Annotated in this window: 15 protein-coding genes; 1 reads left to right on the top strand and 14 read right to left on the bottom strand. The window is 37.0% G+C overall.

Translation table 11 applies throughout. From position 1 onward, the window contains the following. Nucleotide 1: 1 nt before the first annotated feature. The 14 genes from LBD46_01480 to folK all read right to left on the bottom strand — a co-directional run bounded on the left by LBD46_01480 (nucleotide 2) and on the right by folK (nucleotide 15,364). Nucleotides 2–1,330 carry an ankyrin repeat domain-containing protein gene (locus LBD46_01480; protein MDR2425851.1) on the bottom strand — a complete coding sequence of 443 codons (1,329 nt, stop codon included), beginning with the start codon at nucleotides 1,328–1,330 and terminating at the stop codon, nucleotides 2–4. After that, a complete protein-coding gene (locus tag LBD46_01475; GenBank protein ID MDR2425850.1) occupies nucleotides 1,327–2,781 on the bottom strand; it encodes a glycosyltransferase family 39 protein in 1,455 nt (484 codons plus the stop codon). Before LBD46_01475 ends, LBD46_01480 begins: the two co-directional genes overlap by 4 nt. Continuing rightward, nucleotides 2,762–4,096 (bottom strand): hypothetical protein, encoded by a 1,335-nt coding sequence (locus tag LBD46_01470; protein MDR2425849.1) that lies wholly within the window; start codon nucleotides 4,094–4,096, stop codon nucleotides 2,762–2,764. The genes LBD46_01475 and LBD46_01470 overlap by 20 nt, the downstream gene beginning before the upstream one ends. A gap of 7 nt (nucleotides 4,097–4,103) precedes the next feature. Next, nucleotides 4,104–4,514 carry a biopolymer transporter ExbD gene (locus LBD46_01465; protein MDR2425848.1) on the bottom strand — a complete coding sequence of 137 codons (411 nt, stop codon included), beginning with the start codon at nucleotides 4,512–4,514 and terminating at the stop codon, nucleotides 4,104–4,106. Next, nucleotides 4,501–5,142, bottom strand: coding sequence for a MotA/TolQ/ExbB proton channel family protein (locus LBD46_01460; GenBank protein MDR2425847.1), 642 nt, complete (start codon nucleotides 5,140–5,142; stop codon nucleotides 4,501–4,503). The genes LBD46_01465 and LBD46_01460 overlap by 14 nt, the downstream gene beginning before the upstream one ends. Before the next feature lie 17 nt (nucleotides 5,143–5,159). Next, a complete protein-coding gene (gene tolB, locus LBD46_01455; GenBank protein ID MDR2425846.1) occupies nucleotides 5,160–6,461 on the bottom strand; it encodes a Tol-Pal system beta propeller repeat protein TolB in 1,302 nt (433 codons plus the stop codon). A 31-nt stretch (nucleotides 6,462–6,492) separates the two neighbouring features. Then, nucleotides 6,493–7,203, bottom strand: coding sequence for a TonB family protein (locus tag LBD46_01450; protein MDR2425845.1), 711 nt, complete (start codon nucleotides 7,201–7,203; stop codon nucleotides 6,493–6,495). After that, nucleotides 7,187–7,816, bottom strand: a complete 630-nt coding sequence (gene ybgF, locus LBD46_01445) for a tol-pal system protein YbgF (protein MDR2425844.1) — start codon at nucleotides 7,814–7,816, stop codon at nucleotides 7,187–7,189. Before ybgF ends, LBD46_01450 begins: the two co-directional genes overlap by 17 nt. A gap of 63 nt (nucleotides 7,817–7,879) precedes the next feature. Next, the gene (gene pal, locus LBD46_01440; GenBank protein MDR2425843.1) at nucleotides 7,880–8,377 is read right to left on the bottom strand and encodes a peptidoglycan-associated lipoprotein Pal; all 498 of its coding nucleotides are present in this window, start codon (nucleotides 8,375–8,377) and stop codon (nucleotides 7,880–7,882) included. Nucleotides 8,378–8,475: 98 nt separating this feature from the next. Continuing rightward, nucleotides 8,476–11,307, bottom strand: coding sequence for an excinuclease ABC subunit UvrA (gene uvrA, locus LBD46_01435; protein MDR2425842.1), 2,832 nt, complete (start codon nucleotides 11,305–11,307; stop codon nucleotides 8,476–8,478). A gap of 84 nt (nucleotides 11,308–11,391) precedes the next feature. Further along, nucleotides 11,392–12,966: an L-aspartate oxidase gene (gene nadB, locus LBD46_01430; GenBank protein MDR2425841.1), complete on the bottom strand. Its 1,575-nt coding sequence runs from the start codon at nucleotides 12,964–12,966 to the stop codon at nucleotides 11,392–11,394. Between the two features lie 219 nt (nucleotides 12,967–13,185). Next, nucleotides 13,186–14,025, bottom strand: coding sequence for a pantoate--beta-alanine ligase (gene panC, locus LBD46_01425; protein ID MDR2425840.1), 840 nt, complete (start codon nucleotides 14,023–14,025; stop codon nucleotides 13,186–13,188). Beyond that, on the bottom strand, nucleotides 14,022–14,819 hold the full coding sequence (gene panB / locus LBD46_01420) for a 3-methyl-2-oxobutanoate hydroxymethyltransferase (GenBank protein MDR2425839.1): 798 nt from the start codon (nucleotides 14,817–14,819) through the stop codon (nucleotides 14,022–14,024). Before panB ends, panC begins: the two co-directional genes overlap by 4 nt. Further along, a complete protein-coding gene (folK, locus tag LBD46_01415) occupies nucleotides 14,816–15,364 on the bottom strand; it encodes a 2-amino-4-hydroxy-6-hydroxymethyldihydropteridine diphosphokinase (protein ID MDR2425838.1) in 549 nt (182 codons plus the stop codon). The genes panB and folK overlap by 4 nt, the downstream gene beginning before the upstream one ends. A gap of 241 nt (nucleotides 15,365–15,605) precedes the next feature. Between folK and LBD46_01410 the strand changes: the two genes are divergently transcribed. Then, the coding region (locus LBD46_01410) for a hypothetical protein (protein MDR2425837.1) at nucleotides 15,606–19,532 on the top strand (3,927 nt) is incomplete at its 3' end.

The following is a 19,532-nucleotide window of genomic DNA, read 5'->3' as shown; positions in this document are numbered from 1 at the left end:
TTTACTCTTTAACGCTGCTTTCTTCCATATTTTCAATATAATTCAACACAGCCATCATTTTTTTATTGGAAAACTTCTTCGCATAATCCAAAGGTGTAAACCCCAAAGAATCCCTTACATTAATTTTAACCTTATTTGCGACTAAAAATTCTACAGCCATATCATTGTTCATGCCTGCCGCAGTAATTATAGGAGTATTGCCATTAATATCTTTTGCATTTATTCTTGCGCCTTTATCCAAAACAAGTTTTGCCGCGTCCAAGTTGCCGATTTCGATTGCCACGTTCAAAGGTCTCCTTGAACGTTTCGAATTTATATAAGCGCCTTTTGAGATAAGTTTCTCGATAATTCTTTTATTGCCTTTACCTATCGCCAGCACTAAAGGCGTAACTCCGTTATTATCCACACAGTTTACGGTTTTATCATTATAGTTTATCATGGAATCTATGAGAGAATCATTCTCAAAAAAAACAAGAAACATAAGAGGATTTAATCCGTTTGCATCTTGAACCAAAGCATCGGCTTTGTTATCAAAACACAACGACAACAAAGCGCCATTATTTGCCATGCTTGCAATCAATATCGGAATATTTCCCTGATTATCGCATGCATCAATATTTGCCCCTTTTGAAAGAAGAAAATTTGCCATTGAATAATCTTCAAGCATAAATGCCGTTATTAAAGGCGTTCTGCCATTTTCATCTTTTTCCTCTATATCCGCTCCCTCCGACAAAAGTTCTTCTGAAACTTTGATATCGGAAACACATGCAGACTCTAAAAGATTCGATGGTTTTGCACCAGCTTTATGGAGTATTTTAGCGATATTCATATTTTTTTCTTTTAGCGCTATGGAAAGAGCCGTGACGCCCTGAACCGTTTTAGCGTTTACGTCAATCTGTTTTCTAAGAACTATTTCTTTTACTACTTGTTCAAGATTTCTTTCACAAGCCATCATTAACGCATTCAATCCATTGCTGAGTTTAGCCGTAGTGTCGGCACCGAACTTTATAAGCCGTACTGCAGTTTCTTCCATCTGCTTATTTATCGCAAGCATAAGCACGCTCATCCCTCTCATATAACTTTCGCTGGTGTATGCACCGCTTTTTATAAGAACATCTGCAATTTCTTCGTTTCCGTTATTAACAGCTATTACGAGAGCCGTATTTCCCATGGAATCTTTAGCATCGGGATTTGCCTCTCGCACAAGAAGACTGCGCACTTCGGAATAATTATTGGCTTTAACGGCATCAACCAATTTTTGATCTAAATCTTCGCCATAAACCCAAGCCGCAAAAATCGTTACTATTAATACGGTCGCAAATTTTTTCAATGTTTTAGCCTCACATTCTTGATATCCGACTCCATTTGATAGCCGTTTACTTCGGTTATCGCATACTGCCTTATAGGAATTTTATTTCTATACGTAAAAAATATTTCCGCATCAGGTATCGACGTAAAATCATCTTCCATTCTGTTATCAATTCTTACTATAGCGGCGGCGGATTTATCCAGATCTTTGGGAATATCGAAAAAAGCAAATTGGTTAAACCTGTCTTTTGCGACTTTATCCAAAATCGGAGTAACTTTTCCACGCGCATAATACGCTATCGCTGCGCCCCATTGATGAGAATGCGTTATCGCATATTTGATATTTCTTTTTGATAAATTTTCTCCTAGAGTTTTCCAGCCGGTAAACCAATTTGTCGCATCCGCTGCCGAAGATTTCTGTGAAAATTTATAAACGGGAATTATTCCGTATTTGGCATGAACACCTGCTATCACGGAAAAAATAATATTAACTATTATACCGATTATAAGAACATTTTTTTTTCTGTCTGTCGCAAGCATAAATTGAGCCGTTGCAATACTCAAAGCAAAATAAGCAAAAGCCGGCCAATTTGCACCCGGTAGTCTTTTAAGCGCCGTAGAGGCAAAAAATAATATTATCGGAAGTGAAAAAGACGCCAGAAATATCTTTTTTGAATCTCTTGACAGAAAATATAAAACCGCAGCAATAAAACCGGTGATAAATATGAAAGGTCCCGCTGTAAGTGCCTGCCCGCCAAAATATTCGAATATATATCCGAAATTGAGTTCGGTATTATACAAACCGTGGTTGAGCTGATAGGTAAACGAAACCCACCCGTTTTGCCAATTCCAATATATTACGGGAAAAAAAATTATCAGAGAAACCGCAAACATAAAATAAAAATGTTTATTTTTAAACCACACAAGTTTTTTATCAAATATCATATATATTAAAAGACAAGGGAGAAACAAAACTCCCGTATATTTGGAAAGCATTGTAAGTCCAAAAAAAACGCCGCTTATATACCAATATTTTGTCTGATTTGTCTCTATGAGTTTCCAAATAAAATATATAGTAAAAGACCAAAAAAGAAAAAGAGGAGTATCCGGAGTTATTATAACCGAACCGACGAGCATAAGAGGTATAGTGTTTATTGTTATAACCGAAGCCGCCGCAACGGTTTCATTGAACAGTTTTTTTACAAATTTCCACGTAAGAAAACTTAAAATAACAGTCGTTATTATTGAAGACATCCTTACAAAAAGCTCAGAATCTGAAAGCAACGTTGTTATTTTAATAAAATAAGCCACCATCGGAGAATGATCATAGTATCCGGGCGCAAGATGAACCGACCATAACCAGTAATAAGCCTCATCTGGATGCAGTTCTAGTACCGCGGAAAGAAAAAGTTTGAAAAGAACCGCAAAACCGACAAGGAAAAAAGTATTCTTTTTATTGAATATTTTTTCCATTAACTCTCCAAACGATGAACCAGAGTACGCAGCAGACCGCCAAAGCGGGAAGCACAGTTGACGGAATAATTTTGTTTAATCCGTGAGCAGGAATATATGAAATATAAATAAAAACAGCCGATACGACCATGGCAAAAATTATCGATGGCGGCGTGTATTTTTTTATGTATTTTGCGGTATTGCCTATAAAAAGTACATTTATAAGAATAATCCAAACCATTAAAGAAAAAATAGAAATTATGTCAGCGTTTTTAACATAATAATAAAATGCCATAAAAGGCTCGAATATGAATCTGAGCGTTGAAGATAACTGCTTTTCTCTGTAGACGATCACCTGCGTTTCCGGTTTTTTATCTAAAATATCTTTAAAGCTGTCTCCATGTCCGGCCTTTAGCACTGTCCATACGTCAGACATATATCCCCAGCCGTGCCAATCCGTAGAGCCTGCTATTAAAAGATTATTATCTTTAGAAACTTTCACTATGTCCTGAAAATCCCGTTTGGAAATATTTCTATATCCACAGTTATAAATTTCAAAACCGTCTATTCCAAGCTCCACAAGTTCATGGAGGCTCAATCTATGCCATTTCCACCAATGCGGCATAATGACAAGAATATTGTTTTGATGAGCTTTTTCAATTATTTCTTTCAGCGTTTTGTCCGCATACTCCTGTCCTTCAAAAGCTTTCCCTGAAAGAAGCAGAACCGAAACTCTATCTTTTGTCTGCATTTGCATACCTGGAAAAACTTTTTTATATTTTGCATTTTCGGGAAAATTTTCAAAACCTTTGGTATGGTTGTGTTCGGTTACAAAAAAATAATCATATCCGTGCATATTGTGAAACCTGAGGCTTGAAGAAGGTTTGGAAAAATTATCATGCGAAAATATTGTATGCGAATGAAGATCTACAGCGATATAGCCTTGGGGCTTATTAAGCTTAGGACCCGGAATCGGTACTAAAGCCACAAACAGAAATATCGTGACAAGAATCATCAAGGCATAAAGTATTCTTGACAAAGTCTGAAGCACGGTTCTTCTTCTTACACCGCAATAAATAAAAACCGAAAGCACAGTCCAGCCTATCCACGAAATAATTGCCGGCTGGTAAAAATCCCTGTTTAAAGTAAGCGTATAAAAAGAAAAAGCGTATATAGGTTCTGTAAAAACCCTTATTGAAGGCCACGAAATAAAAAAGCCATTTGCCGCTTTGGCTCCGGTTATTAAATCATACGGCTGCACGGGAGAGTAAAACAAAAAACTCGCACCGGCAATAAGACACAAAAAAATGAGCATTACATTTATAGTCTTTGTCATAAAGCACCTATTTTCTCGGCGAATTATCAACCGCCAGAGCGAATTTTGACGCACCAACTTTCTTCGACACGTCCATAAATTTTATAACATAATCATATTTTACATCTTTATCGGCTTTTATGACCACAGGCTTGTTTGGCGATGCAGCTAAAAGATTTCTTATCGTTGCCTCAACGTTTGATTCGTGAATTTGTTTGCCGTTCATGTAAACATAGCCTTCTTTTGAAATCAACACTTCAATATTTGAAGTATCTTCATTATCGGTTGTCTGAGTTTTTGGAAGGTTAACTTTAATTCCGGGCTGCATTAGCATAGGAGTAGTTATCATAAAAATAATAAGCAGCACTAAAATAACATCGGTAAAAGGCGTTATGTTTATTTCAGCCATAACTTTATTTCTTTTTCTATTTCTTTTCATCTGACGGTTTTCCCATTATAAAATCTTCGACTGCCGAAGCACAATATTCCATGTTTACTATGAATTTATCTATAAGTTTGGTAAAAAAGTTATAAGCGATAACGGCCGGTATCGCCACAAAAAGCCCCGCAGCCGTAGCTATTAAAGATTCGGAAACCCCTCCGATAACAATGGAAATTCCGCCAGAACCGACCTGCGATATATCGTGAAAAGCTCTTATAATTCCGAGTACCGTTCCAAACAAACCGATATATACGGCTATGCTTCCTATAGTGCCTAGTATAGTAGTAAATCTTTCAAGTTTTACGGTTTCTATCATGATTTCTCTGTCCATCGCTTCTCCAACGTTTTTACTTTTTTCCATATGTGCGGAAATTCCGGCCTTAGCAACCGGCGCCATGGGAGAATTCGTATTATCACATATCTCGATTGCACCTTCCATATCACCTTTTTTAAGTCTTTTCATTATTTTTGACACAAAGTCAATTCTTGTAGTTTTGGATTTTCCAAAAAATTCCATAAGTTTAAAAAGAATTACGGTAACCGATAAAATAGAAGCACCGATAAGAACATAAAGTGTCCAGCCACCCATCTGAAGTATTTCAAAAAAACTCTTACCATCAAACATTTTTTTCCCCTTAATATTTAATACGTTAAATTAGGCGACCATGAAGGCGTGAATGAAGAACCGGGAATTTCTGCAAGCTTTCTCGTACCGGAACCGTCAATTGCCATTATGTAAACCTCACTGCGACCCGACCTGTTAGAAGAAAATGCGACAAATCTTCCATCAGGCGACCAAGTAGGATTTTCATTATTTCTCTGATTGCTGGTAAGCCTTGTAATTTTTGATGTCGGCAAATCATAAACGAATAAATCGTAATTGCCTTTCTGCTGCCTCATCGTAAAAACTATCTTATCCCCCCTCGGAGACCAAGCCGGCGAATCGCAAAAATCATTTGTCGTGAGACGCCTTACATTTCCGCCGTCAATGTTCATGATATAAAGCTGCGGAAAACCGGGCCTGTCGGAAATAAAAACAATCTCCTGACCGTTCGGCGCAAACGAAGGACTTGTATCAATATATGAACCGTCGGTCATTCTTCTCAATATCTCGCCGGTTTCACTTATAAGATAAAGATTCGGGTATTTTCCGCGGGAAAGAGTTAAAAGTATTCTCTTACCTTCGGGAGAATAAGAACCGGCAGCATTTAAGCCCTGGTATTTCGAAATTATGCTTCTTCTGTTTTTTACGAGGTTAAGAGCAAATAAATCCGGATTGCTATAAAGGTAACTGGTGTAAATGATCTGCTCTCCGCTCGGAGACCATCTCGGGAGAATATTAAGCTTATTGTCTTTTGTAAGTCTTCTGAGATTATGCCCGTCATAATCTATCAGATATAATTCTTTAAAGCGCGTATTATTATTTATAAAAGCTATTTTTGACCGCGCTATTCCGTTTTCACCGGTAAACCTTCTTATTATTTCGTCACTTACTTCATGGGCAAGCTTTCTGTAATTTATAATTTCATTTCTATACGTCTGCTGCCATATTACTTCTTTGCTTACTGCATCATAAAGTTTTACTTCAAATGTAATCTGTTCAGTTTTTACTTTTATTGCAGCCGTCAAAAGAACCGCTGCGCCTTTCTTTTCCCAAAAAAGCATTCTCATATCAAAAGGAACTTTTTTTTCCGGATCCCCGGTGATAACATTAAAATATCTGCATAATATGAGATCATTTTCAATCACTTCTTTTAAAAGCTGAGCATATTTACTGTCTTCGGCGGTATTGCTGTAAGGAGTAGTAAACGATTCTATAGCTATATCCGATCTTTTTCCTGTTGCAGACAGTGAAAGGTAAACGTCATCCTGAGCAAAAGCGGGAACAACAATAAAAAAAGTAACCATGATTATAAAAATTATTTTTTTCAATAATTTAAGCATAAAAGAATTCAATTTCCGACTCCCTGATATATTAATTTCTGTATTTAAATTCAAGGTAAACTCCCAAAGAATTACCGGTATAACCATCTGGCAAAGGCGCAAAAGGGCTTGCCAACTGCACTGCTCTGTGAGCATTTTGGTCAAAACTTGTGTCTCCGGAAGATTCTTTAACTGAAATTGATGTTATTGAACCATCTTTCAATATTTTAAAGTATATTACCGCTCTGCGTCTTCCATAACTTTCCGACCACTGCCAAAACCGGTTTATTTTTCTTACGATTGTATTAGTATAATAGGCATATTTAAAATTTGCAGTGTCAAAAGACACCCCGTCAAACTGCGACCCAATAGCTTCATATCTGGCATCTTCTGTAGCCTGAACAGTATTCACATTTTGGATTTGCGGCGGCGTTTCAACTTTTTTTGATTCTTCCTTTTTAAGAGGAGGAGCTTTTGGCTTAGGCTTCTCCCGTGGTTTTTCTTTTTTCTTAACCACTATATCTTCTTTTATTATTTTAGGTTCTTCTTTGACTTCTTCTTTCACCTGCTCCGGAATTTTTTGTTCGGTTTTTTCAACAGGAAGAGGGTCGGAATATTTTTGCGCAGGAGTATAAAAAGCAACATCTATAGGCGCCGAAACAAAAAACGGCTTAGGCTTGCTGTTGAAAACCAAAAAAGGCACAACAGCATGTGCGACAATCGAAGCTATCAAGTAAAGTAAAAAATCATTTTTTTTGAGCATTGTTATATATTCGAATCTTTTCTTTTGCGGTCAACGCTTCAGAGCTTTGGGGAAAATCTTTAACTATCGATCCAAAAACATTTATAGCCTGACTTTTTTTGCCTAAAAGTTCGTAACAAAGGGCAATTTTAAGTCTTGCCGGAGCAACCTGCTCAGATCTCTGATATTTTTGCTCCACTTTTTGATATTCGTCAAGAGCGGACTGCCATTTGCTTTGCGAATAAAAGCATTCACCCATAAAATAAACGGCCTGTGCAGCAAGCTCGGCATTTGGGTATTTGTCGACAAAAGAACGAAATCCTTTATAAGCCAAGTCATACTTGCCCATAGAATAATCGCTGTACGCGTTTTGATAGAGCTCCGAAGGCAAAATAGCATCTTCAATATCTCCTCTGTTTCTTTTTTTTGCCGAAGCTTCCAAATCCTGTATCTTTTGAGTGAGATTAGAAACTTTAGTCTGCAAATCCTGAACAGAGGCCGCTAAAACGTCAAGGGTAACAAATTCGGTGTCTGCTTTAGCGTATAAATCTGCATGATTGCGCTGCAATTCTTTGAATTGTATCTGCATCTGCGCAATTTCACCTTTTAATTCAGCTGTCCCCTGGTTGTTCACGGGAATGCATGCAGCAAATAAAAATATAAAAAGTATAGGAAATATTATTAAATATTTCATCGATTATTGAACCATAATTTTAGATTCGGCTCTTCTGTTTTTTGCCCACGCACTCTCATTGCTTCTGGTGTCAAGTGGTTTTTCTTCACCATAAGATATAGTGGCTATTCTGTTTGAAGCTACGCCGAGCTGCGTATAGTATTCTTTAACTTTCACAGCTCTGCGCTGGCCTAATGATAAGTTGTACTCTACAGTTCCTCTGTCATCACAATGACCTTCAATTACAATTTTAACTCCCAGATTGTTTATGAGATATGCTGCATTTTCTTTGAGCGAGTTCAAAGCATCAGGGGTTAATTCGCTTTTGTCGAATTCAAAATATATAGTTTTAAGATTTATATCTTTATCTAAATCTCCTCTAATTGAAGGTTCATCCGCAAAATCCGGAATTATCATCGCATCAGCTTCCGGCATCATGCTATCATCATTGATATCTTTCTTTTTACAGCCCGAGGCAAATATTAAAACTGCCAACATAATCAGCACCAAACCTTTTTTCATAGCAATCCCTCCGATTTTTTTTATTTATATGTTCTGCTAAAACATCTTATGTATTTTATTATTTCTCAAGCAAACTGTCAATAAAATCTCAAAATGCATTATATTTTCTTAGATTTTTGCCTTTTTAGATATTCTTTTAAATAGTGTCCAGTAAAAGATTTGTTATTTTTCAATATTTCTTCCGGAGTACCTTCAGCTATAACTTTCCCTCCGCGCTCGCCTCCTTCAGGTCCTAAATCCACTATCCAGTCGGCCGTCTTAATAACATCCAGATTATGTTCTATTACTAAAACGGTATTTCCAGCATAAGTAAGTCTTTGCAAAACTTCCAAAAGTTTTTCGACATCGGCAAAATGAAGTCCTGTAGTAGGTTCGTCAAGAATATATATTGTTCTGCCCGTAGCCCTTTTTGAAAGTTCCGAAGCAAGTTTTACTCTTTGCGCTTCGCCTCCGGAAAGAGTTGTAGCCGGCTGCCCTATTCTCATATATCCCAAACCCACATCATCTAAAGTAGATAAAATTCTTTTGAGCTGAGGAATGTTTTCAAAAAATTTTACGCTTTCTTCAACGGTCATATTCAAAACTTCATCGATATTCTTCTCTTTATATCTTATTTGCAGCGTTTCTTCATTAAAGCGCCGCCCACCGCAGACATCACATTTAACATAAACGTCAGGTAAAAACTGCATCTCTATTTTTAAAGTTCCGTCACCTTGACAATTTTCACATCTTCCGCCTTTGACATTAAAAGAAAATCTTCCCGGACCATACCCTCTTGCCTTTGATTGAGGCATTTGTGAAAACAAATCTCTTATTATCGAAAACGCGCCAGTATATGTCACTGGATTTGAACGCGGCGTCCTGCCTATCGGTGACTGGTCAACTATCACGACTTTATCTATATTTTCAAGACCGCGCATATCGGAGAATTTGCCGGGTTTGTCTTTCGAGCGGTAAATTTTATGCGCAAGGTTTTTATAAATCAATTCATGCACCAAAGTGGATTTCCCGCTTCCGGAAACTCCGGTAATGCAGACAAACAGTCCCAACGGAATATGAACATCTATTTTTTTAAGGTTAAACTGTTCCGCCCCTTCGACAACAAGCCATTTATTGTCCATAGGAGTTTTCCTTTTTTTTGGAACCGGAATACACAAATCTCCTTTTAAATATTTTCCCGTAAGAGATTTTGGAGATTTCATTATCTCCTTGACATTTCCTTCGGCGACTATATTTCCTCCGTGAACACCCGCTCCTGCACCCAAATCTATTATGTGGTCGGACATTCTCATAGTGTCTTCATCATGTTCCACAACCACCAAAGTATTTCCCAAATCGCGCAGTTTAAATAAAGTTTTTAGAAGTTTTCCATTATCTCTTTGATGAAGTCCTATTGAGGGTTCATCCAAAACGTACAAAACTCCGGTAAGTCCCGAACCTATCTGCGTCGCAAGATGTATCCTCTGCCCTTCTCCACCTGAAAGAGTACCACTTTCTCTGTCCAGATTAAGATACCCCAAACCAACATTATCTAAAAACAAAATCCGAGCTATAATTTCCTTCAAAATGCTTTTGCTTATAACTTCATCTTTTTTCTCAAACTTTATTTTATTGAAAAAATCAAGCGCTTTTTCTACCGACATTCTGGAAATATCCGCTATTGATTTACCGTCAATTAAAACTGCCAAAGCTTCTTTTTTAAGCCTTTTTCCTTTGCATGAAGGGCATATTTTTTTGCCCATATACTTATTAAATATTTCTTCCCTGACAAAATCAGATTCGGTTTCATTGTAACGCCGCTGTATATTGCCTATAACACCTTCAAACTCACCGTCATAGCCGTATAAAACTATCTCTTGCTGCTCTCTTGTAAGCTCTTTCCACGGCTTATTTATAGGAATTTTATTTACTTTTGCAACAGAACTCAACAACTCCCAATAATATCCTCCCCATGAATTTTTCCATCTGTTAGTTCTGGTGGTTACAGGTTCCGCCCACGCTATGACGGCGCCCTGCTGCAATGAGCGCGTTTTATCCGGCACTATAAGATTTTCGTCTATTTCGATTTTATTTCCCAAACCGCCGCATTCCTGACAAGCGCCATGCGGAGTGTTAAACGAAAAAAGTCTCGGTTCGATTTCAGGAATACTAATTCCGCATTCCGCACAGATATAATGTTCGCTAAAAAGCATTTCGTTTTCAACTTTTCCTTCACCGTTTACAGATAAGATAAGCACCGTTCCTTTTGATTCTTTTAAAGCCGTTTCTACGGAATCTGCCGTTCTCAAACGCGTTCCAGATCCGATTTTTATCCTGTCGACAACTATTTCGATATTATGTTTTTTATATCTGTCGAGTGAAATTTTCTCATCAATGGAATATACTTTTCCGTCAACTCTTACTCTCGTATACCCTGCTTTAGCAAGCCTAGAAAAGAGCTCTTCATAAGTTCCGGTTCTTCCTTTTACCAAAGGCGACAAAATGTGAACCATGCTGCCTTCCACAAATTTCATTATTTCATCTATTATCTGCTGCGAAGACTGCGGCTTTATCGTTTTGCCGCATTTAAAACAGTGGGGAATTCCCACGCGTGCAAACAAAAGTCTTAAATAATCATATATTTCGGTAACTGTTCCTACAGTTGAACGCGGATTGTGCGAAGGGTTTCTCTGCTTTATAGAAATCGCAGGAGAAAGACCTTCGATTATATCGACGTCAGGTTTTTCCATAAGTTCAAGAAACTGTCTAGCATAAGCCGACAGAGACTCGACATATCTTCTCTGCCCTTCGGCATAAATGGTATCAAAAGCCAGAGAAGATTTCCCTGAACCCGAAAGTCCTGTAACGACTACAAGTTTGTTTCTCGGGATATCCAAATCTATATTTTTTAAATTGTGCTGCCTTGCTCCGCGTATTTTTATTATGTCCACGTTAACTATGCCTTTTTTTATTTTAAAAATTTTCGCTCTGCCGCCATTCCGACAGTTGTGATGCCATAAAATAAATGTTTAAAATTATTTTTTTGCTGATTTGATGTTTATAACCGTATCTTTTGCTTCTGGCAAAGCAAAAGGATAATCAGTGTTAAAATGCAGCCCTCTGCTTTCTTTTCTGAGACAGGCGGAACGGGCTATCATGTCCGATATAATAGCTATATTTCTGACTTCAATTCTGTCAACTGCAAAAGGAGAGTTCCAGAAATACTGGTCAATTTCTTCTTCAAGAAGATTTATCCTTTTTTGAGCTTTTGAAAGTCTTTCATCCGACCTCGAAATACCAAGATAGTTCCACGAAAGTCTTCTTATTTCGTTCCAATCCTGTATAAATACCGTCGATTCACTCGACAATGACTGTGAATTTTTCATCTGCCTTATATTAACAGAGGGATATTTTTTATTCAACAGTGAGACTGAATCAGTATATGCTCTGTGCGCATACACCAGCCCTTCTAATAGAGAATTCGAAGCAAGCCTGTTTGCTCCGTGCAAACCCGTGCATGCCGTTTCGCCGATGGCATAGAGATTTTTTATCGTACTCTTGCCGTTTTCATCAACGTACACTCCTCCACAAAAATAATGAGCGGCCGGCACTACGGGTATCATATCTTTTGAAATGTCTATGCCATAACCCAGACATGTAGCATAAATATTAGGAAACCTTTTCACAAGATAATCTCTGTCTTTAGAGGTAATATCAAGATAAACAAAACTGTCTCCACTGGCTTTCAGTTCACTGTCAATAGCTCTTGCGACTATGTCTCTGGGCGCAAGCTCTTTAAGTGAATGATATTTTTCCATAAACGGTTCGCCATTTTTAAGTCTTAAAATTCCACCTTCACCTCTTACAGCTTCGGATATCAAAAATGATTTAGCATCCGGATTGTATAAACATGTTGGATGAAACTGTACAAATTCCATATTGGCAATATCCGCACCAACCCTATAAGCCATCGCTATTCCATCGCCTGTGGATATGTCCGGATTTGACGTGTAAAGATATGTTTTTCCAGCACCTCCGCAGGCTAAAACAGTAACTTTTGCATCAAAAATTTCAATTTCAGATTTCTCATTTTTAAAAACGTAAGCGCCCCTGCAAACGCCTTTATCATCAAGAATCAAATCTACGGCAGTATGTTCTTCGTAAACGATTATATTTGGATATTTCGATATATTTTCTATCAGCGCTCTTTCGATTTCGTTGCCGGTACTGTCACCAGCATGCAAAATTCTTCTTTTGCTGTGCCCGCCTTCAAGCCCGAGCTCGAACTCTGAATCCGAATAACTTTTTTTTGAAAACTTTACACCCATTTTTATAATTTCGAGTATTCTTTCCGGCCCTTCCTTCACTACTGTTTCAACGACTTTTTTATTGCAAAGTCCGGAGCCGGCGATTATAGTGTCGCGGATATGCTGCTCGAAAGAATCGGACTTATCAGTAACGCATGCGACTCCGCCCTGAGCTTTTTCCGTAGACGAATCAAAAAGTTTTCTTTTGGTAATCAAAGCGACATTTCCGCTTCGGCAGGCTTTTAAAGCAAAGCTGAGTCCTGCGATACCGCTTCCTATGATAAGATAATCGGATTTAATCATTATTGCATCTATTTTTCTAAAAAAACTCCATCTTGTACCATTGTGTAACAAAAAAAATATTCCTTTCTCTTTTTTTGTTTCCCGAATTCATAAGCTAAATCGCCTCTTTAATTTTTTTCCGTCTTTTAAAACCGAAGCCTTTGTATTTTCTGTCACTTTTCCTATAAGAGAAGCGAGATCTTTGGTTTTACAAAATACTTTCTTCTCAACATTGCTCCTCTATTTTGAGAGCATTATATTGTCAATAAGTCGTGTTTTTCCTATCCACACGGCAACTGCCAATACCGCCTTTTTTGTATTTGTATTTAAAACCGACAGACTCTCATAATCGCGCATTTCCGCATAGTCCACTTTGCTTTCAGGCAGCAGCGAAAGAGACGATTTAACTTTGGCAATAATTTTCTTCGCGCTTTTATTTTTAAAACCTGCTTTTGCTTCTTTTAATATTTTTGAAATTTCAGCGGCGATTTTTTTTTCTCTTTCATTTAAATACAAGTTCCTGCTAGACATTGCCAGCCCACTTTTTTCTCTCACTATCGGACATGGAACAATCTTCGTCCTAAAATTTAAATCTTTCGCCATTTTATCTATTATTCTCAGCTGTTGAAAATCTTTCATTCCGAAATAAGCGCGTTCGGCAAAAGCTATATTAAATAGTTTTGCCACTACGGTAGCCACTCCTATGAAATGTCCCTTTCTAAACTCTCCACACAAAATATCCTGTATATCTCTTACATCGATAAATGTTTTGTGGTCTTTTGCAAACATATCCTCTGCGGAAGGCGCAAAAACATAATCTACATGATTTTTTCTGCATATTGAAATATCCCGGTTGAAAAGTCTCGGATATTTTAAAAAGTCTTCGTCACTACCAAACTGTATCGGGTTTATAAAAATAGAAACTATCGTTATGTCATCCTGCTTTACCGATTTGTTTATCAAAGAGATATGCCCTTCGTGCAAAGCGCCCATAGTTGGCACAATACCGATTTCTTCTCCTGCTTTAAACAATTTTAAAGCGATGCGCTGCATTTCAGAAGCTTTTCTGATGATTTTCATTTGTAAGTGTTTTCTTCCCGCGGAAATTTGCCGCCTTTTACCTCATCTATATAATTTTTGACGGCTTCTTTTATCGTCTCACCAAGATTAGCATATTTTTTTACGAACTTAGGCGTGAAATCCGTAAACATTCCAAGCATATCGTCAATAACCAAAACCTGACCGTCGCAATATTTTCCCGCTCCTATGCCTATTGTGGGAATTTCCAGCATTTCTGAAACGGTTTTTGCCAAATCTTCCGCAATGGCTTCAAGCACTATTGCAAACGCGCCCGCTTCTTCCAAAGCTTTTGCATCTTCAATCAGCTTTTTGCGCGCTTCGGCTTGCTTTGCCTGCACTTTAAAACCGCCGAATTTATTTATCGACTGTGGCGTAAGACCTAAATGTCCCATTACTGGCATTTTAGCATCGGAAATAGCTTTTACTTTATCAGCTATTTCTGTTCCTCCTTCAATTTTCACAGCTTGCGCTCCACTTTCTTTTATTATTTTAGCGGCATTATAGACGGCATCGCGAACGCTTATCTCATAAGACATAAAAGGCATATCGGTAATCAAAAGTGCCCCTGCATTTCCGCGTTTTACGGACTTCGTATGATAAATCATATCGTCAACCGTGACGGGAAGAGTATTTTCATAGCCCAGTTTTACATTCCCTAAAGAATCTCCTACAAGAAGAGCATCTATATTTTGGGAAGATATAAGTTTAGCCATGACATAATCATAACAGGTAAGCACCGTTATTTTTTGTCCATCCTTCTTCATTTTCATTATTTCAGCAACAGTTTTTTTCATATTGCTATAATTTTAACCTTTTGACATTTAAGTGTCAATCTGCTTTCCTGTACAATTTCATTGATTTTCCTATTTAAAACGGGATGCACAAAATCCGGAGAAATTTCATTGAGCGGACACAATGCAAAAAGTCTATTTTGTATTTCTTTGTGAGGTATAAACAAATTATCCGCTTTAACAATTTCATTTCCAAAAAAAAGTATGTCTATATCTATAATTCTCGGACCCCAGCGTTTTGAAGGTTTTCGCCCAATTAAAAATTCTATATTCTGAACAAGACAAAGAAGCTCTTCAGGCTGCAGGTTCGTCTCGGCCTTGACCGCGATATTATAAAAATCGCGCTGACACAAGCCCACTGCGGAAGTTTTGTAAAAAGATGAAATTTTTAGAATATTTACAAAACCGCTGCTCTGTAAAAAAGATAAAGCCGAAACCAAATTTTCGGCTCTGTTTCCGATATTCGATCCTAAACTCAAGTAAATAACTTTCATTTCCTTATTATATAAAATATGTATCGCTTTACACAAAATAAAAACTATATTCATGAATCCAACTAAAGAATTATAATATTTAATTAATAGATAGATATTATTTATAAAAATATATAAAATATAAATTATCACTCAGGTGGGTATAAACAAATTTAATTGTAATGAGATTATATGTCACTGATAATAAGAAAAATTAAGCTAATGTACTCTTTAGATGTTTTTTATGCAGACAAAATAAGTCTCTATCGTTATTTTATTTATAAGATACATAATAAATCTTTATACGGAGAAAAAAATGTTTAATTTTTTGAAAAGAGGAATCTTTACTGCATTATTTACCATTTTCGTTTTGGCGACATCTAAAGCCGCAGCGATAAATGTCAACGATTGGAATGATTTATATTTAGCAATATCTACCCATTCAACAAGTATTTATTTTACTACTTCCGTGATTAATTATACCGGCATTCTCCCTCAAATAAATTATGGAGGAGTCGTTTATTTTAATAATGAGACGACTTTAATAAGTACAAGCACTACTATATCGGAACTCTTAAACTTTTCAAGTTCTGCGGCTGTTTTTAGCAGCAGTATGACTTTTACGAATTCAGGCGGCGGGGCAATTTATGCTGAAAACGGCTCAAATATTACTTTTGATGGCTCTACGATGACTTTTACCTCCAATAACACTAATAAAATAACAGGAAAAGGGATAATTCATTTAACTGCACATTCAACGGTAACTTTTACTAACTCCTCTATAAATTTTATAAATAACTTGACAGATCAAAGGGGTATGATTACCGTTGATGCCAGTGACATAATCATTAATATGTCAACCGTAAATTTTAGAAACAGCCGTGTAGGAGGAGGAATTTTTGGGGAAAACAGCTCAAATATAAATATTACAAATTCAGTCATAAATTTTAATGGAAGAAGAACTACAACTGAAAGTGTGGGCGATGGTGGAGGACTCCATGTGAGATCAGGTTCGACTGCAACTTTTGATAATTCTTCTGTAACTTTTACTGATAATTTTACACCTCAGCATGGAGGAGCAATATTCAATTATAACGGTACGATAAATTTTAATGACAATTATAAACTTGAATTTATCAACAACTATAGCTCAGACGGCGGAGCGATATATAATGGAGGTGAACTTACAATAAACGGTTATGTTTTGTTTTCTCAAAATATAAACAATGCCATATATAACATGGAAAAATCGACATTTACGATAAACGGTTCAGCTGAATTTAATGGAAATTATATACAAAAATCCGAAAGTCGAGGAGCGGCAATATATAACAAAGGAACGGTGAATTTGAATGCGGTAAACGGAAGCAGTATAACTTTTATGAATAATAACGCAACTGAAGGAAGAGATATATACGGCAGTGTTGCCAATACCTATTCTTCACTAATAAATATAAACGGTGAGGGCGACGTGGTATTTTACGGTGGAATAGAAGGAGATGGAAGCATTACCAAAACAAATACTGGAAATGTTTATTTTAAGGCAGGCTCAAAAACAGATTTTAAGGGAACATTTAATATAAACGGCGGAATCGTAAATTTTTCTACATCGGCATATATCAATCATCTGAATATTGGAGATGGAACAATAGGTATTGATACAGATTTTTCAGCAGCTCTAGGAACGGGAACAGGCTTTATACTTACGACAACAACGACGTTGATTGGAAACAGCAAATTATATGTAAATGAAACAGGAACAAACCCAAGCGTTGTAGGAAGTTCAACGGCAATAATATTTGCTAACAGTCATAATATGGCGTTTTCAAGAGCAAATATAAGCAGTGCTGGTGATTATGGATACAGATTTATTTGGATAAACGATAATTTGTTATCCGGATACAGTTATACGGGTTGGCTGATTTATGGAGCTGATCCTTGGAACAGTTTTGTCTCGCAATTCAAAAGCAGCGGCACAACCAGCGGCATTTATCTCGCGGCTTATATTAAAGCTGAAGATGAAGACGAGAATCCGTTTAATGAACCTTTATCGAATAATTTTATAGTCGGCGGATTTGATGGAAATATGCAGATAATAGATTCCGCATTTAAGGATAATAAAGGGTTTATATTGAATACAAAAACAATAACATTTCAAGATTTAACTTTTCAATATTTTGTAAGTACATCAAGCGGCGGAGTAATAAGCGCTCACGGTAATTCTAATATAAATCTCGCGGGAAATACAGTAGATTTCAAAAATAACCGTGCAGTCAACGGCGGAGCTGTCTATCTTTCGGGCAGTGGCATAACCGTTGCCAGTTCTTCATACATAACAGCGAAGGACAATGTGGCGGTAAGTTCTGGTGGATTTTTGTTCTCTACAGGAAATAAAAACATAAATATAGATCTCGAAAGATTTAACCTGTCAAATAATCTTGCTGGTATAGGAGGAACGTTTTATGGCGAGAACGGAACAACATTTACATTTACAACATCCGCTGCAAATATATCAAACAGCAGCGCAAGCCACGCCGGAGGGTATATAGCTTTGGGAAGCGGAGGGTATGCGGATTTCAGTGCTGCATTACTGAACATTTCCTCAAATATTGCAGGAAATTATGGCGGTTTTATGTATTTGAACGGAGCAGAAGCTGTATTCGGAAAAACAGATTTTATTAACAACACTGCCCAAACTGGAGGAGCATTATACCTAATATACGGTTCAACAGCGGCATTTGAAGCGTCAGACATAAATTTTATAAGGAACAACGCCACAGGAGGTGCTGGAGGAGCGATATACAATAATAATTCAACAATAAATTTTGACAGGGGCAGAGTAAGTTTTACCAGCAACAGCTCTACAGAGGGAGGAGCGATATACAACGCCAGCGGAAATGTAAACTTCACGTCTTCAACGGTAAACTTTACCAGCAACAATGCAAATTATTATGGCGGCGCGATATATGCTTCAGGCAATAATGTTTTTGTAAATTTTATGTTTTCAACGACAAATTTTACAAACAATAGAGCAGACAGAAATGGCGGCGCGATATATAATGATAATCGCGCAGTTTTGAGTTTTACGTCTTCAACGGTAAGCTTTACGAGCAATACTGCTACAAAGGAAGGTGGAGCGATAGATAACGTCAATAATTCCTCTATAAATTTCATAGATTCAACTGTGAACTTTATAGATAATATTACGCAAGGCAATGGCGGAGCTATCGTTAATTATTTTCAGAGTAATAATAACGATAGAAGTATTATAAAATTTATGTCTTCAGAGGTTAAATTTAGTGGAAACATATCAGAAAAGGAAGGCGGCGCTATATATAATACTAACGGCGCTTCCTTGAATTTTACATCTTCAAATATTTATTTTACAAGCAATACAGCCAAAATAAACGGCGGGTCGATAAGCAATAACAGCACTAATTCTATTATAAATTTAATGTTTTCTACAGTTACGTTTACAGGCAACATAGCAAATTCAAGCGGCGGAGCTATATATAATAGAGGAAATAAAGATGCCACTTATTTAGATTTTACGTTATCAACTCTAAGATTTATGGATAATAGCGCATATTATGGCGGGGCAATATACAATGACAGCGCGAAAATAAATTTTACAGACAGCGATGTGAATTTTGCAGGCAACAGCGCGGAATATGGCGGGGCAATTTATAATAATAGCAATGCAACGATAAATTTTTCTGGCAGCACATTGACATTTACGGGCAATATAGCAGCAAGTAGCGGTGGTGCGATATTTTTGAAAGATGGGGATGCAGATTTTGAAAAGGCAAATTTAACTGTGAGAGAAAATAAAGTGAATGCGATAAATGGCGCAGGCGGGTTTTTGTATGCGGAAAAAGCAGGAAATATCAATTTTGGTAATGTTGAAGCGGTAAACAATGAAGCATCAAGCGGCGGGGCAATTTACAGCAATAATTCGACGATAAATTTTACAAGCGGGATTGTAAATTTTACAAGCAATAACGCAAATGACGGTGGCGCCATTTATAACAATTCAACGAATATATTTTTTACAAACTCTAAAGTAAATTTTACAAACAATCATGCCAAAAATTCTGGCGGTGCAATATATGTTAATGGTAACAGCAGTATAAATTTTGAAGATTCACATATAACCGCTACAGGCAATATTGCAATAAGTTCCGGCGGATTTTTGTTCTCTTCAGCACAAACGAATATAGAAATAGACTTAGATAAAATATAT

Source organism: Candidatus Endomicrobium procryptotermitis, assembly GCA_031279415.1.
GTDB classification, from domain to species: Bacteria; Elusimicrobiota; Endomicrobiia; order Endomicrobiales; family Endomicrobiaceae; genus Endomicrobium_B; species Endomicrobium_B procryptotermitis.
This window is presented reverse-complemented; position numbering and strand designations above follow the sequence as displayed.